The organism is Alcanivorax sp. MD8A, from assembly GCF_002888555.1.
Taxonomy (GTDB): Bacteria; Pseudomonadota; Gammaproteobacteria; order Pseudomonadales; family Alcanivoracaceae; genus Alcanivorax.
The window spans coordinates 94,162-108,162 of record NZ_AQOQ01000013.1; the positions used below are offsets into that span (position 1 = coordinate 94,162).

Here is a 14,001-nt window from a genome sequence, read left to right on the forward strand (position 1 = left end):
GTTGGTGGCCGCGCCCAACCTTTGGTCGCGGCCTCCAAGCGTTCACAATACGTTAACCCCGATCGCGAGCTGTTAACTGCCCTTGTGTTTGGCCCAATCGGACCCATCTCTCTATCAGTTGATTGATAACCGGTGATCGCGCTGGGCTTGCCGTCAGGGAGTCCTTTTGCGGGTCACGACCGGATAGGAGCGTTTACGAATGCGAATGGACAAACTCACTGCGCGGCTGCAGGAAGCCCTGTCGGATGCGCAATCCCTGGCCGTGGGGCAGGGCAATAGCACTATTGAACCGGTTCACCTGATGCTGGCACTGATGCAGCAGCAGGGGGGCGTGGCAAAACCCCTGCTGGAAAAAGCCGGAGCCAATACGGCGGATGTGGTGACCGCGCTCAACATGGCCGTGGACAAACTGCCAACGGTGAGCAATTTCAATGGTGATGTGCAGATGGGGCAAGGCACCGGCCGGCTGTTGAACCTGGCCGACCGTGAAGCCCAACAAAATGGTGACCAGTATCTCTCTTCCGAGGTGGTGCTGCTGGCGGCCTGTGATGATAACGGTGAGCTGGGCAAGCTGCTCAAGCACGCCGGTGTGACCAAGAAGGTGCTGGCGGCCAAGATCGCGGAAGTGCGTGGCGGGGAAACGGTCAATGATCCCAACGCAGAAGACAAGCGCGAAGCACTGGATAAATACACCGTGAATCTCACCGAGCGCGCCGAGTCCGGCAAGCTCGATCCGGTGATTGGCCGCGACGATGAGATTCGCCGCACGATCCAGGTGTTGCAGCGTCGTACCAAGAATAACCCGGTGCTGATCGGTGAGCCCGGTGTGGGCAAGACCGCGATCGTCGAGGGCTTGGCCCAGCGCATCATCAATGGCGAGGTGCCGGAGGGACTCAAGGACAAGCAGGTGTTGTCGCTGGATATGGCGGCGCTGATCGCCGGTGCCAAATACCGGGGTGAATTCGAAGAGCGCCTCAAGGCGGTGCTCAACGAGTTGGCGAAGCAGGAGGGGCGCATCATCCTGTTCATTGATGAGCTGCATACCATGGTCGGCGCTGGCAAGGGCGAAGGTTCCATGGATGCCGGCAACATGCTCAAGCCCGCATTGGCCCGCGGCGAACTGCATTGTGTCGGGGCGACCACGCTGGATGAGTATCGCCAGTACATTGAAAAAGATGCCGCCCTGGAGCGTCGCTTCCAGAAGGTGCAGGTGGATGAGCCCACCGTGGAAGACACCATTGCCATTCTGCGTGGCCTGAAAGAGCGCTACGAAGTGCACCATGGTGTGGACATTACCGACAGCGCCATCATTGCCGCGGCGCGTCTGAGTCACCGCTATATCACCGACCGTCAGCTGCCGGACAAGGCCATCGATCTGATTGACGAGGCGGGCAGTCGTATCCGCATGGAAATTGATTCCATGCCGGAAGAAATGGACCGTCTTGATCGTCGTCTGATTCAGCTCAAGATGGAACGTGAAGCCCTGCGCAAAGAGGAAGACGAGGCCAGCAAGAAGCGTCTTGAAAAGCTCGAAGGCGACATCGACGAACTGGAAAAACAGTATGCCGACCTGGAAGAAATCTGGCAGGCGGAAAAAGCGGCCTTGCAGGGTGCCCAGGAGTACAAGGCGGAGCTGGAGCAGGCCCGTGTAGAGCTGGAGCAGGCGCGCCGGGCGGGTGACTTGAATCGTATGTCCGAGCTGCAGTACGGCGTGATCCCGGATCTGGAGAAGAAGGTGCAGGCGGCTCAGGACCAGGAAGAGCAGCAGGCCCAGACCGAGAACCAGTTGCTGCGTAACAAGGTTACCGACGAGGAAATTGCCGAGGTCGTTTCCAAGTGGACCGGGATTCCGGTGTCCAAGATGCTGGAGGGCGAGCGCGACAAGCTGCTGCGCATGGAAGAGGCCCTGCATGGCCGGGTGGTGGGGCAGAACGAAGCCGTGGAAGCCGTTTCCAACGCGGTGCGTCGTTCCCGTGCCGGGTTGTCTGACCCCAATCGTCCCAACGGCAGTTTCCTGTTCCTGGGTCCCACGGGGGTTGGCAAGACCGAGCTGTGTAAGGCACTGGCCAACTTCCTGTTCGATACCGAAGAAGCCATGGTGCGTATCGACATGTCCGAATTCATGGAGAAGCATTCCGTGGCCCGGTTGGTGGGGGCGCCTCCCGGCTATGTCGGCTATGAAGAAGGCGGCTACCTGACCGAAGCGGTGCGTCGCAAGCCTTACTCGGTGGTGCTGCTGGACGAGGTGGAGAAGGCCCACCCGGATGTCTTCAACATCCTGTTGCAGGTGCTGGATGATGGTCGCCTGACCGATGGCCAGGGCCGTACGGTGGATTTCCGCAATACGGTGGTGGTGATGACCTCCAACCTGGGGTCGGATCTGATTCAGACCCTGGCCAGTGGTGGAGATTACGAGGCCATGAAGTCCGCGGTGATGGAGGTAGTGGGCAATCATTTCCGCCCTGAATTCATCAATCGGGTGGACGAAACGGTGGTGTTCCACCCCTTGGAGAAAGACCAGCTCAAGGGAATCGCCTCCATCCAGCTGGAGTACCTGCGCAAGCGTTTGGCGGAGAGAGAGATTCGTCTGGAGCTCAGCGATGCCGCCTTGGGCAAGTTGGTGGATGCAGGGTTCGACCCGGTCTACGGCGCTCGGCCTCTCAAGCGGGCCATTCAGCAGCAGCTGGAAAACCCTCTGGCACAGGCGTTACTGCGAGGCGAGTACGCTGCGGGCGATCTGGTTCGGGTCGATGTGGAGGGCGAGCAGTTCCATTTTTCCCATTGAGTGACTCGACCGGGGGTTGCCAAACAGAAAGGCCGCACTGAGTGCGGCCTTTCTGTTTGGCGGACTGTTTGGAGGAACAGACGCCGCTATCAGCTTGCCTGACACTTGCCCAGGGCTTCCTGGGTTTCCTCAATCATCTTGTCCTTGGCTTCCTGGTCGAGTACTTCCATTTCGCCTGTGTCCGGGTTCTGGCGGCGTACAATGGGCTTGTTCTTCAGGGTATCCAGGTTCTGCTGGTGTTGTTCGCAACGTTCCTGGGCCACTGCTTCAGGCTCGGTTTCCAGACGTTTCTCTTCTTCCGCCTGTTTTTCGGCGGTGGCTTTGGCGCGCGCCGCAGCTTCGCGTTTGGCATTCAGGGCGTCAATGGCGCTGTCCTGATCGGAGCTGGCATTGGTGCGGGTATTGATCTCGGTGGCCTGCACCCCCTGGGGAGGCGCGGCGTCATAATGGGTCACCCCGTTGTCATCGACCCACTTGTAGAACTTGGCCGCGGAGCTGACGCTGGCAAGGGTGAGCAAGGCGCCCCCAAAGAACAGGCTGAATCTGGTCATAGTGTCGGTCTTCTTATGGTTTTGCGGAGTCCGTAAGACTTTAGCATGAACCGGGACGGGGCATTTCTGCAAGCCCGGCCCGACCAAGGGCTTTGAATCGTCGCACATTTCTGACAAAATTGAGTCTTTCCGGAGATCGGGACCCGCATTTGCTTACCGGTAAATGTGTGGCCGGGACCCGGGGCATCGTTACCGCGATGTCCGGTCAGCAGTATCACTGCACTCTCGTCCCGCTGTGGGAGCCTCCGGAGGATTCTGTTTTCTTGCGGGGTAGCTCCGTCTTCTCCCCCTGAATTCAGCGCCTCCTGTTTGCCTCTCTGCCTGCGTCTGCGTCGGCCACCTCCGACGGGACTTCAGAATGCCCAACTATGGCGTTCTCTCTGCAGGTCTCCAGCAACGTCGTCCTGCCCCCGGTATCGGGAAGCAGGGGTTATGCATTCTGATTTTGAGGTAGCAACCGTGGAAATGTTATCCGGCGCGGAAATGGTGGTCCGTGCGTTGCAAGACGAGGGGGTGGAGTACATCTTCGGGTATCCTGGAGGGTCCGTACTGCACATTTATGATGCCCTGTTCCAGCAGGACAAGGTAAACCATATTCTGGTGCGTCACGAGCAGGCTGCGACCCACGCGGCTGACGGCTATGCCCGTGCCACCGGCAAACCGGGCGTGGTCATGGTGACCTCTGGTCCGGGTGCCACTAATGCCATTACCGGCTTGGCCACGGCGTTCATGGATTCCATTCCCATGGTGGTGTTGTCCGGGCAGGTCCGTTCCGACTGGATTGGCGATGACGCTTTCCAGGAAACCGACATGATCGGCGTATCCCGTCCGGTGGTGAAGCACAGCTTCATGGTCCGTGATGCCAAAGACATCCCGGAGATCATGAAAAAGGCGTTCTATATTGCCACCACTGGCCGCCCCGGCCCGGTACTGGTTGATATCCCCAAGGATCAGACCGCGCCGAACGTGAAGAACCCCTACGAATACCCGAAGAAAGTGAAGATGCGTTCCTACGCACCGGTCAGCCGTGGCCATTCCGGCCAGATCCGCAAGGCGGTGGAAGAGCTGATGAAAGCCAAGCGCCCGGTCATCTATGCCGGCGGTGGTGTGGTGCAGGGGGAGGGCAGCGAACTGCTCACCACGCTGGCGCATCGTCTTAACTTCCCGGTGACCAATACCCTGATGGGGCTTGGCGGTTTCCCGGGAACGGACAAGCAGAACGTGGGCATGCTGGGCATGCATGGCACCTATGAAGCCAACATGACCATGCACAATTCCGACGTGATTCTTGCCGTGGGTGCGCGCCTGGACGACCGGGTGACCAACAATGTGAAGAAGTTCTGCCCGGGTGCCAAGATCATCCACATCGATATCGACCCGGCTACTATCTCCAAGAACGTGATGGCGCATATCCCCATCGTTGGCCCGGTAGATCAGGTGCTGGAAGAAATGCTGGCCGCGCTGGATGAGCACGGTGGCGAGCCGGACCAGAAGGCGCTGGAGCGCTGGTGGGAAGAAATTGCCGGCTGGCGCAAGGTGCATGGCATGCGCTATGAGACCAACGAAGACGGTCCCATGAAGCCCCAGCAGGTGGTCCAGGCGCTGTATAAGGCCACTAACGGCGATGCCTATGTGACCTCTGATGTGGGGCAGCACCAGATGTTCGCGGCCCAGTACTACCAGTACGACAAGCCTCGTCGCTGGATCAACTCCGGTGGTCTGGGCACCATGGGTTTCGGTCTGCCAGCGGCCATGGGTGTGCAGTTTGCGTTCCCGGAGGCCACGGTGGCGTGTGTTACCGGTGAAGGCTCTATCCAGATGAACATCCAGGAGCTCTCCACCTGCCTGCAGTACGGCCTGCCGGTGAAGATCATCAACATCAACAACCAGGCGTTGGGCATGGTGCGTCAGTGGCAGGACATGCAGTACGGTGGCCGCCACAGCCAGTCCTACATGGAGTCCTTGCCTGACTTTGTGGCCCTGGCAGAAGCCTACGGCCATGTGGGTATGAAGGTGACCAAGTTCGAGGACCTGGAAGGGGCCATGAACGAAGCCTTCGCCCTGAAGGATCGTCTGGTATTCATGGATATCTATGTTGACCCCACCGAGCACGTTTACCCGATGCAAATTGCTGACGGTTCCATGCGCGACATGTGGCTGAGCAAGACGGAGCGGACCTGATGCGTCGAATTATTTCTATCCTCATGGAAAACGAACCTGGCGCCCTGAGCCGGGTCATCGGTCTGTTCTCCCAGCGTGGCTATAACATCGACACCCTGTCGGTGGCCCCGACGGAAGACAAGACCCTGTCTCGCCTGACCCTGACCACCTTCGGTGATGACCTGAAGATTGAGCAGATCACCAAGCACCTGAACAAGCTGATCGAGGTGGTCAAGTTGGTTGACCTGACCGAAGGGGCCCACATCGAGCGTGAGCTGATGCTCATCAAGGTGAAGGCCACCGGCGCTCAGCGTGCCGAGGTGAAGCGCAGTGTGGATATCTTCCGTGGCCAGATCGTGGATGTGACCAGTACCGTCTACACCATCCAGCTGACGGGTGCCTCTGACAAACTGGATGCCTTTATCGGTGCCATTGGGGAAACCCAGGTACTGGAAGTGGTGCGTTCCGGTGTGTCCGGGATCTCCCGGGGTGAGAAGGTGTTGAGCCTGTAAAGACTCACACCGCCCACAAAAAAGCCGCTCACGTTAGAGCGGCTTTTTTGTGGGCGGTGTGTTGCGCGAAAGCGTCATTCGGCCACCTGTGACCAGAAAGCGTTAATCAGCGGTTCTTCCTTGCGGCGCTCCTGTGTAAAGAGGCCCACTTCATAGGGCGCCAGAGCGGGTTGGACGTCCAGTGTCCGGGTGCGTCCTGCCAGTGGGCTGTTGTCGAGCACAATCTTGGGCACTACCCCGACCCCAAACCCCAGACTCACCATGCTGACGATGGCCTCGTTGCCGCCGACCTGAGCATAAATATGGGGTTTGACCCCCAGTTGCCGAAACCACCGATCCACGCGTTCCCTGGCCAGGCCTTCTTCAGAAAGGATCATGGGGGTGTCTTCCCAGGCGCTTTTGCTGGCGGTGCCGCTGAGGTGTTCCGCCAGTTGGGCCTGCCCGGCCTGGGCAATGAACAGCAAGGGCGAGCGGGCGATGGGGCGAAAGGCAATCCCGGTTGGCAGGTGGTCGGGCCTGGCGCCGATGGCGATATCCTCTTCGCCCTGCTGCACCCGGTGCACGGCTTGTGCCGGGTCCCCGGTGTGCAGTTTGAGTTCAATTCGCGGGTACTGGTGGCGGAAACTGCTGAGCAGGTCATACAGGAAGCTGTAGCTGGCGGTCACCGAACAATACAGGCTCAACTCCCCCTGTAACACGCGGCGGTCTTCCTGCAAGGCGTGGCGCAGGTTGTCCCAGCGGGTGAGGGTGTCGCGGGCATATTCCTGAAAACGCTGCCCTTCGCGGGTCAGCGTGACACTGCGATTGTCCCGGTAGAACAGCGCGGCTCCCAGCTCGTCTTCCAATTGTTGAATGGTACGGCTGAGCGTGGAGGGGCTCACGTGGCACATGCTGCTGGCCCGGCCGAAGTGCAGGGTGTCTGCCAGGGTCAGGAACAGGCGAAGGGGTTTGGTATCCATGGCTTTGTTTCTTTAATCGCAATGCAATGTTTCAAATATATCATTTTACGCAATGCGACAGATAGCCTAGAGTGGCTGGCCTGTTCGGGGCCGTACCATCGGCCTCGCCACCGTTTTCTTCACCCCCAGAAAGAGCCAGAACTATGAGCATGCAAGTTTACTACGACAAGGATTGTGACCTTTCCATCATCCAGGGCAAGAAAGTGGCCATCATCGGCTACGGTTCCCAGGGCCACGCCCATGCCTGCAACCTGAACGATTCCGGTGTCGACGTGACCGTGGGTCTGCGTCCTGGCTCTTCTTCTATCGCCAAGGCTGAAGCCCACGGCCTGAAAGTGAGCGACGTACCTTCTGCCGTTGCTGCTGCTGACGTGGTGATGATCCTGACTCCCGATGAGTTCCAGGCCCAGCTGTACAAGGCTGAAATCGAGCCGAACCTGAAGGAAGGTGCTACCTTGGCGTTCGCCCACGGTTTTGCTATCCACTACAACCAGATCGTGCCGCGCGCTGATCTGGACGTGATCATGATCGCCCCGAAAGCGCCGGGTCACACCGTGCGTACCGAGTTCACCAAGGGTGGCGGTATTCCTGACCTGATCGCGATCTTCCAGGACGCTTCTGGCAATGCCAAGAACGTTGCCCTGTCTTACGCTTCCGGCGTGGGCGGCGGCCGTACCGGTATCATCGAAACCACCTTCAAGGACGAGACTGAAACCGATCTGTTCGGTGAGCAGGCGGTACTGTGTGGTGGTGCGGTAGAGCTGGTGAAAGCCGGTTTTGAAACCCTGACCGAAGCCGGCTACGCGCCGGAAATGGCCTACTTCGAGTGTCTGCACGAACTGAAGCTGATCGTCGACCTGATGTACGAAGGTGGCATCGCCAACATGAACTACTCCATCTCCAACAACGCGGAGTACGGTGAGTATGTGACTGGCCCGGAAGTGATCAACGACGAATCCCGTGCTGCCATGCGCAATGCCCTGAAGCGTATCCAGAGCGGTGAGTACGCCAAGATGTTCATCGCCGAAGGCGCTCACAACTACCCGTCCATGACCGCAGCTCGTCGCAACAACGCGGCTCACCCCATCGAGCAAGTGGGTGAGAAGCTGCGTGGCATGATGCCGTGGATCAAGGCGAACCAGATCGTCGACAAGAGCAAAAACTAAGCTTTTGTGACGATTGCAGAAACGCGGCTTCGGCCGCGTTTTTTGTTTTCGGGGGGTGCGTTACACTAGCCTCATCATCTTTGGGACGGACTTCCATGCAGGACAACGACAAGACAACTACCCCACCCCAGGAAACCTTTGAAGTGGTGGAGGCCGAACAGCGTACCGGTGCCCGCCACAAAGGGGTTTACCTGTTGCCGAACCTGTTCACTACCGGGGCCCTGTTCGCCGGCTTTTATGCCATCGTGGCGGCCATGAACGGGCTGTTCGAGAACGCAGCGCTGGGCATCATTGTGGCCGGCATTCTCGATGGCATGGATGGCGGTGTTGCCCGCCTGACCAACACCCAGAGCAAGTTCGGGGCAGAGTATGACTCGCTTTCCGACTGTGTGGCTTTCGGTGTGGCGCCGGGACTGGTGGCCTATTCCTGGGCGCTGTCCGGGCTGGGCAAGTTTGGCTGGATGGCCGCCTTCATCTACGTCGCATGTGCCGCACTGCGTCTGGCGCGCTTCAACGTACAGGCCGAATCGACCGACAAGCGCTTCTTTATCGGGCTGCCTAGCCCCACCGGGGCCGGCTTGGTGGCTACCATGGTGTGGTTGGGGGCGAGCCGCGGTATTGAGGGCAGTGACGTATCCTGGCTGGTAGCCTTCATGGTCGCCGGGGCGGGCCTTTTGATGGTGTCCTCGGTGAAGTATCACTCCTTCAAGGAATTCCACATTGGCCGGGTGCCGTTCAAGGTATTGCTGGGCGTGATTATTGCCTTTGCCATTGTGTTTCTGGATCCTCCTCTGGTGTTGCTTTCTGCTGCTGTGATCTATGTGGCTGTCGGACTACTGATGAGTCTGTGGCACCTGCGAAAAGGCGGGCGGGCATAATAATCAGGCTGCCGCTAAGCCGGTATTGTGAAGCGAAAGCCTATCTCCTTTATGTGATCGGGCGGGAACGTGATTAAACAGATACGCGCTTCTATTACCTGCCTGACATGCTGGGTGAAAAAGGCGTGGGGTGCCGTCCCTGTCAGAATCAGGCCATTCATTGTGAATGTACTGGTTGGGGTTGCCATTGTGCTCTGGCTTCACCTGAACCCTGATTCCTCCATGGTAAAGCGGCAGCAGGATAGGGGGCTGGACTGGCTCTCGCGTCTGGTGACCAACACCTCGTTTGCTCCGCAACCCAGTCAGCCTATCTTCATGGTCAATGTGGATTCCGAAACCTATACCGAGTGGGGCGAGCCTTGGCTGACCCCGGCGGATAAGGTCGCTGACATCATTGGCCGACTGCTTCAGGCCGGTCCTGCACAAATCGTTGTGGATTTTGATTTCAGTCGGCGTAGGGATCTGCAGCCCTTGATGGAGGTGTTGGCGCCCTATCAGGAAGACGATGCGCCTGAGACCCAGCTGATATTCATGAAAACCCAGTCCTTACAGTTGCCGGCCAAGAGTGTTCTCCCGGCGTTTCGGCGATCTGCACTGGATGACTTGGTGGCGTCCAGTGCCAGGCTGCATTGGGCTGCCCCGCTTTTCCGTCCGGACAGGGATGGTGTCATCCGGCACTGGCAGCTGATCATTGGGGGATGCAATCAAGGGGGCTTGCAGCTACTGCCCTCAGTGCAGTTGCTGTCTGTCATGCTGAGTCATGGTGTGGATCAGGATCTCTATGCGTTATTGGCGCCGGGCCAAGAGGGTTGTCTCTCGATGCCACACTTTGCCGGGCGTGTCCGTCTCAATGCTGATAAGCAGATCGAACTGGCGGGAGACGAGCTACGACACCGTATAGTCTTCGCCTTGCCGCCAACCCCTGAGGATGGCTATCTGCCTGTTGACTGGCAGGGAGTTTCCCTCCCTGCTGTTACCGCGTTGTCGGCAAGAGATGTGGTGGCGGCGGAGACTCTGGCTACAGGTGGATTGCTGGATGGGGCCTTGGTAATCGTTGGGGCCAGTCACCGGGATTCTGGTGATATTCATATGACGCCAGTGGGGCGAATGCCGGGGTCTCTGGTCCTAGCCAACAGTATTACCGCGTTGCAGGGGCTGGAGCAGGTGCAGCGCCCGCCGCTGCTGTTGATTGTGGCCGTGGAGTTGTTGTTGATCGTTGTGACGTCCTGGCTATTCATGATCATGTCGCCCTTTGCGGCAACCCTGGTGAGCTCGGCCGGCATTGCCTTGCTGGTTGTGCCGTTAAGTCTGCTGGCCTTCAGTCAGGGGGTATGGCTGGACTTTGCATTGCCGATTCTTGCGGTGCAATTGAAGAGCCTGTTTGTTGAGGCTTCCCTGGGGTACAGCAAGATGCGAGAGAAAGGGGTCAGGGGATTGTTATGACGCGATTCGGATCGATATTGTTGGGTGGCTGGCTGGTGACAGTCGCATCCGTAGCTGTTGCACGCGATGCCGTCGGGGTGATTACGGCGGTGGCCGACTCGGGGCTGGTAACTCTGCGGGGAGCGCATGAGCGCCCAGCGAGCCTGTTTGCGGTAATCCAGCCTGGAGAGCAAGTGGTGGTGGCGCCTGGGGGGCGCGCTACCGTCCGCTATGCTGGCGAAGATATCAACGTAACCGCGGCAAACAGTCCGTACCGCCTTCCTGCCGAAGAAACCGGAGATAGCATCGCCGGTAATATGCTCGATTGGGCTCTCTCAGTTCTAGGTTCTACCGATGCCGAGCTTGAGGAGCCTGTGGCAGTGGCGATGGCTTCCCGCGGCTTCCACTCTTTGTCCCTTTATTATGTTGGGCCATTTGGCAACCATTTGCAGCGCAGGGATCAGATGGTCGTGATTCATGATGCCAGCATGGTTGTGGAATCTGTTGTTGTGGGCGGGGAGCTACAGGTGCTGCCGGTGGTGCCGGTGCAGCCAGGGGTGAGCGCTGTGGATATGCGTGGCCTGCCAGAAGGAGATTATGTGCTACATGTGTGCGCAGCTGAGCGGTGCCTTCAGTTTCCTCTGCGTTGGCAGGAAATACTGGATGAGAGTCCACAAGCGGTGGAGGATCTCCCCCCGGAGCTCGCGGCCCTGGCCCTGATACGTGATGGCGATCTTTATCAGCTTGAAGGGATTCAGCAGCTCTGGGGAGCGAGAGAAAACAGTGAACTGGCACAGGCCTTGTTTGCTCGATTGCAACCTGTGGAATAACACTGGAATTAGTGCCTATCCCTCAAATGGGGGATGCGGGAGTCGTGCTTGCCGGGCTATAACGGCACGGGTTAAGGCTTCGGGGGGCTGATCTGTACCGGGGTCATTGCGACTATTCCGCGCTCGAGCCGGATTTTGACTAGAAGGGAATATCATGAAAAAGAATGTAATTGCGTTGTCCGTCGTGGCTGCCATGGCGTTGCCTGGTGCGGCTCTGGCCGACCAAAAAGACGGAGAAAATGTGGATTCCACGGCCAAAGTGCAAGCCAGCCCGGCAATGGATGCTCTGAGTTTGGCTGCAGACCTTGAGGCGCTGGGGCGTGACAAGAAGGATGCCCTGTTACTGGCAGCGGCCTTGCGTTTGCAGCAATCTGTGGCAACCGAAAATGCCTCCAGGGAAAAGACGGTTCAAGGCGATGCTGACGAGTCTGCCGACAAACCCGGGCAGGTGGCGTTAGCCGAGTTGGCGAAGGAGTATGCCGGTGACAATGAAGCGCTCCTTTCTGTTGTTGCCATGGCAGGTGACACAGTTGCCTCTCGGGGTGCTCACTACGGTGCGATTGGACATGAAGACCGGGTTTACGCACGCACGACCGATGTTTATGACATTACCTTTACCGGCGGGCGCCAAGCTGAGATTCTGGTTCGCGGCGATGGTGATACCGATCTCGACCTCTATATCTATGATGAGTATGGAAATGAGATCTGTTCTGACACCTTGAGGGATGATCGCCCCTATTGTGTCTGGAATCCCCGCTGGACAGGTGAGTTCTCTGTGCATGTGAAAAACCTGGGCGGTGTTTACAACAACTATGTCTTGCTGACCAACTAATCGAATTTGCATGACGATGGGTGTAACAACCTGTCAGCTATCACATCAAAAAGGGGCGTCTTCACGAAGGCGCCCCTTTTTTCGTTTAGTCTGGTGGTAAACCAGCCAAACCGGGAGTTGTGATGATTATCCGCCACAAGGATCCTTCAGAGCCGAAAAGCCACGAAATCACCCCGGAGTCGGTGTATCTCAAGCGCCGGGAGTTGATGGCGTTGGGAGGGTTGGCCGGGTTGTTTGGTGCCTTGCCTGCCTGGGCACACGGATTCAGTCCGGTGGATGAGGATGGCTCGCGCCCCCGCTGGCTGAAAGACCAGGTGGCCAAAGCACGGGAGGGGCAGCCTGATGTGGATGAGGCGCTGACGCCCTATAAGGATGTGACCGGATATAACAATTTCTATGAATTTGGCACCGGTAAGACGGACCCGGCGGATAACGCTCATACGTTGCAGACGGACCCGTGGACCGTCACCGTCGCCGGCGAGGTTGAAAAGCCGGGTGACTATCCGCTGGAGACCCTGCTTGAGGGGCTGACACTGGAAGAGCGGATCTACAGGCTGCGTTGTGTCGAGGCGTGGTCCATGGTCATTCCCTGGGTCGGGGTTCCTCTGGCTGCGTTACTCAAAAAGGTGCAGCCGACCAGCAAGGCGAAATATGTGGCCTTCACTAGCCTCGCAGACCCGGAGAAGATGCCGGGAGTGAAATCCCCCTTCACCGGCATTGATTGGCCCTACCGGGAAGGGTTGAGGCTGGATGAGGCGATGCATTCACTGACATTGATGGCAGTCGGCCTCTATGGGCGAACGCTACCCAATCAGAATGGCGCGCCGTTTCGGTTGGTCGTGCCGTGGAAATACGGTTTCAAGTCCATCAAGTCCATTGTCAGAATCGAACTGACCGAGAGCGAACCTGCCACGACCTGGAACATGCTGGCGCCAGGGGAATATGGGTTTTATGCCAACGTTAACCCGGAGGTTGATCATCCTCGCTGGTCGCAGAGCCGTGAGCGCCGCCTGCCCAATTCCTTTTTCGACCCGAACTGGGTGCCAACTCGTATGTTCAATGGCTATGAGCAGGTCGCCTCGCTCTACAAAGGCATGGACCTGAAGCGGAATTATTGATGAAAACCCGCTATTGGACCTGGCTGGGATGGCCGTTGGGGGCGGTGCCTCTGGCATGTCTGGTATTGGAGGCGGCCAGTGGACAGTTGGGGCCCGACCCGGCTGAGGTGCTTGTGGAGCGCCTGGGCTGGTGGGCTCTGGTGCTGTTGCTGACCTGTCTGGCCATGCGGCCCGCGGCACAGCTACTGAGGGTTCCGGGTCTGGTGGTCTGGCGGCGCACCTTTGGGTTGTGGGCATTTGGCTATGTCAGTCTGCACTTTCTTGCCTGGGCAACCTTGTTGCTGGGCTGGGACCCAAACTATCTTGGGGAGGAGCTTGGCAAGCGGCCCTATATCATTGTTGGTTTGCTTGGCTGGCTGGCAATGTGGCCATTGGCGGCAACCAGTACCCGCAAGGCCCGTCGTCGCATGGGCGCGCGGTGGGGCAAATTGCACCGTTTGGTGTTCCCGGCGGTTATATTGGGGGTGGTGCACCAGAGCTGGGTGCAGAAATCCGGCTACGGGGAGACCCTGATCTTTGCGCTGGTCCTGGCGATGCTGTTGATTTATCGCGGCCTGAAAGACCACAGGTTGAGCAACAAATAGCCGAAAACCGGGGTTTTCGGCGCTTTTTTGCACTCCATGCTCAAAAGGTGACCGTTTGATAAAAAAGTCGTGAAAAAAGTGTTGACGGTTCTCCGGAAATCTCTAGAATGCGCCCCCACAACGACGGCGGACACGGCAACACGCCAACGACGCAGTCGGGAAGCAAACAGCTTCCAAGCTCTTTAACAATCAGGCAAGCAAACG

12 protein-coding genes are annotated in these 14,001 nt (G+C 58.3%); 10 read left to right on the forward strand and 2 right to left on the reverse strand.

The features are described from left to right. The first annotated feature begins 199 nt into the window (after positions 1-199). Positions 200-2,785, forward strand: coding sequence for an ATP-dependent chaperone ClpB (gene clpB, locus A15D_RS09045; RefSeq protein ID WP_102791659.1), 2,586 nt, complete (start codon positions 200-202; stop codon positions 2,783-2,785). An 89-nt stretch (positions 2,786-2,874) separates the two neighbouring features. Here the strand turns inward: clpB and A15D_RS09050 are convergent, their stop codons facing one another. Then, the gene (locus tag A15D_RS09050) at positions 2,875-3,336 is read right to left on the reverse strand and encodes a DUF4124 domain-containing protein (protein WP_102791660.1); all 462 of its coding nucleotides are present in this window, start codon (positions 3,334-3,336) and stop codon (positions 2,875-2,877) included. Between the two features lie 459 nt (positions 3,337-3,795). Here A15D_RS09050 and A15D_RS09055 point away from each other — a divergent pair, with 459 nt between their 5' ends. Next, a complete protein-coding gene (locus A15D_RS09055) occupies positions 3,796-5,517 on the forward strand; it encodes an acetolactate synthase 3 large subunit (RefSeq protein ID WP_102791673.1) in 1,722 nt (573 codons plus the stop codon). Next, positions 5,517-6,008 (forward strand): acetolactate synthase small subunit, encoded by a 492-nt coding sequence (ilvN, locus tag A15D_RS09060; protein ID WP_022986407.1) that lies wholly within the window; start codon positions 5,517-5,519, stop codon positions 6,006-6,008. Before A15D_RS09055 ends, ilvN begins: the two co-directional genes overlap by 1 nt. A gap of 74 nt (positions 6,009-6,082) precedes the next feature. On the opposite strand, the gene ilvY is transcribed toward ilvN, so the two are convergent. Next, on the reverse strand, positions 6,083-6,967 hold the full coding sequence (gene ilvY, locus A15D_RS09065; protein ID WP_022986775.1) for an HTH-type transcriptional activator IlvY: 885 nt from the start codon (positions 6,965-6,967) through the stop codon (positions 6,083-6,085). Between the two features lie 149 nt (positions 6,968-7,116). Here ilvY and ilvC point away from each other — a divergent pair, with 149 nt between their 5' ends. The 7 genes from ilvC to A15D_RS09100 all read left to right on the forward strand — a co-directional run bounded on the left by ilvC (position 7,117) and on the right by A15D_RS09100 (position 13,797). After that, on the forward strand, positions 7,117-8,133 hold the full coding sequence (ilvC, locus tag A15D_RS09070) for a ketol-acid reductoisomerase (RefSeq protein WP_031227132.1): 1,017 nt from the start codon (positions 7,117-7,119) through the stop codon (positions 8,131-8,133). Positions 8,134-8,228: 95 nt separating this feature from the next. Beyond that, positions 8,229-9,011, forward strand: coding sequence for a CDP-diacylglycerol--serine O-phosphatidyltransferase (gene pssA, locus A15D_RS09075; protein WP_102791661.1), 783 nt, complete (start codon positions 8,229-8,231; stop codon positions 9,009-9,011). A gap of 162 nt (positions 9,012-9,173) precedes the next feature. Next, positions 9,174-10,454: a CHASE2 domain-containing protein gene (locus tag A15D_RS09080; protein ID WP_102791662.1), complete on the forward strand. Its 1,281-nt coding sequence runs from the start codon at positions 9,174-9,176 to the stop codon at positions 10,452-10,454. Then, positions 10,451-11,263, forward strand: a complete 813-nt coding sequence (locus tag A15D_RS09085) for a hypothetical protein (protein ID WP_102791663.1) — start codon at positions 10,451-10,453, stop codon at positions 11,261-11,263. The genes A15D_RS09080 and A15D_RS09085 overlap by 4 nt, the downstream gene beginning before the upstream one ends. Positions 11,264-11,417: 154 nt before the next feature. Further along, complete coding sequence (locus tag A15D_RS09090; RefSeq protein WP_102791664.1) at positions 11,418-12,095, forward strand: hypothetical protein; 678 nt, start codon at positions 11,418-11,420, stop codon at positions 12,093-12,095. A gap of 122 nt (positions 12,096-12,217) precedes the next feature. Further along, positions 12,218-13,213, forward strand: a complete 996-nt coding sequence (gene msrP / locus A15D_RS09095; RefSeq protein WP_102791665.1) for a protein-methionine-sulfoxide reductase catalytic subunit MsrP — start codon at positions 12,218-12,220, stop codon at positions 13,211-13,213. Beyond that, positions 13,213-13,797, forward strand: a complete 585-nt coding sequence (locus A15D_RS09100) for a sulfite oxidase heme-binding subunit YedZ (protein ID WP_102791666.1) — start codon at positions 13,213-13,215, stop codon at positions 13,795-13,797. Before msrP ends, A15D_RS09100 begins: the two co-directional genes overlap by 1 nt. Positions 13,798-14,001: the final 204 nt, after the last annotated feature.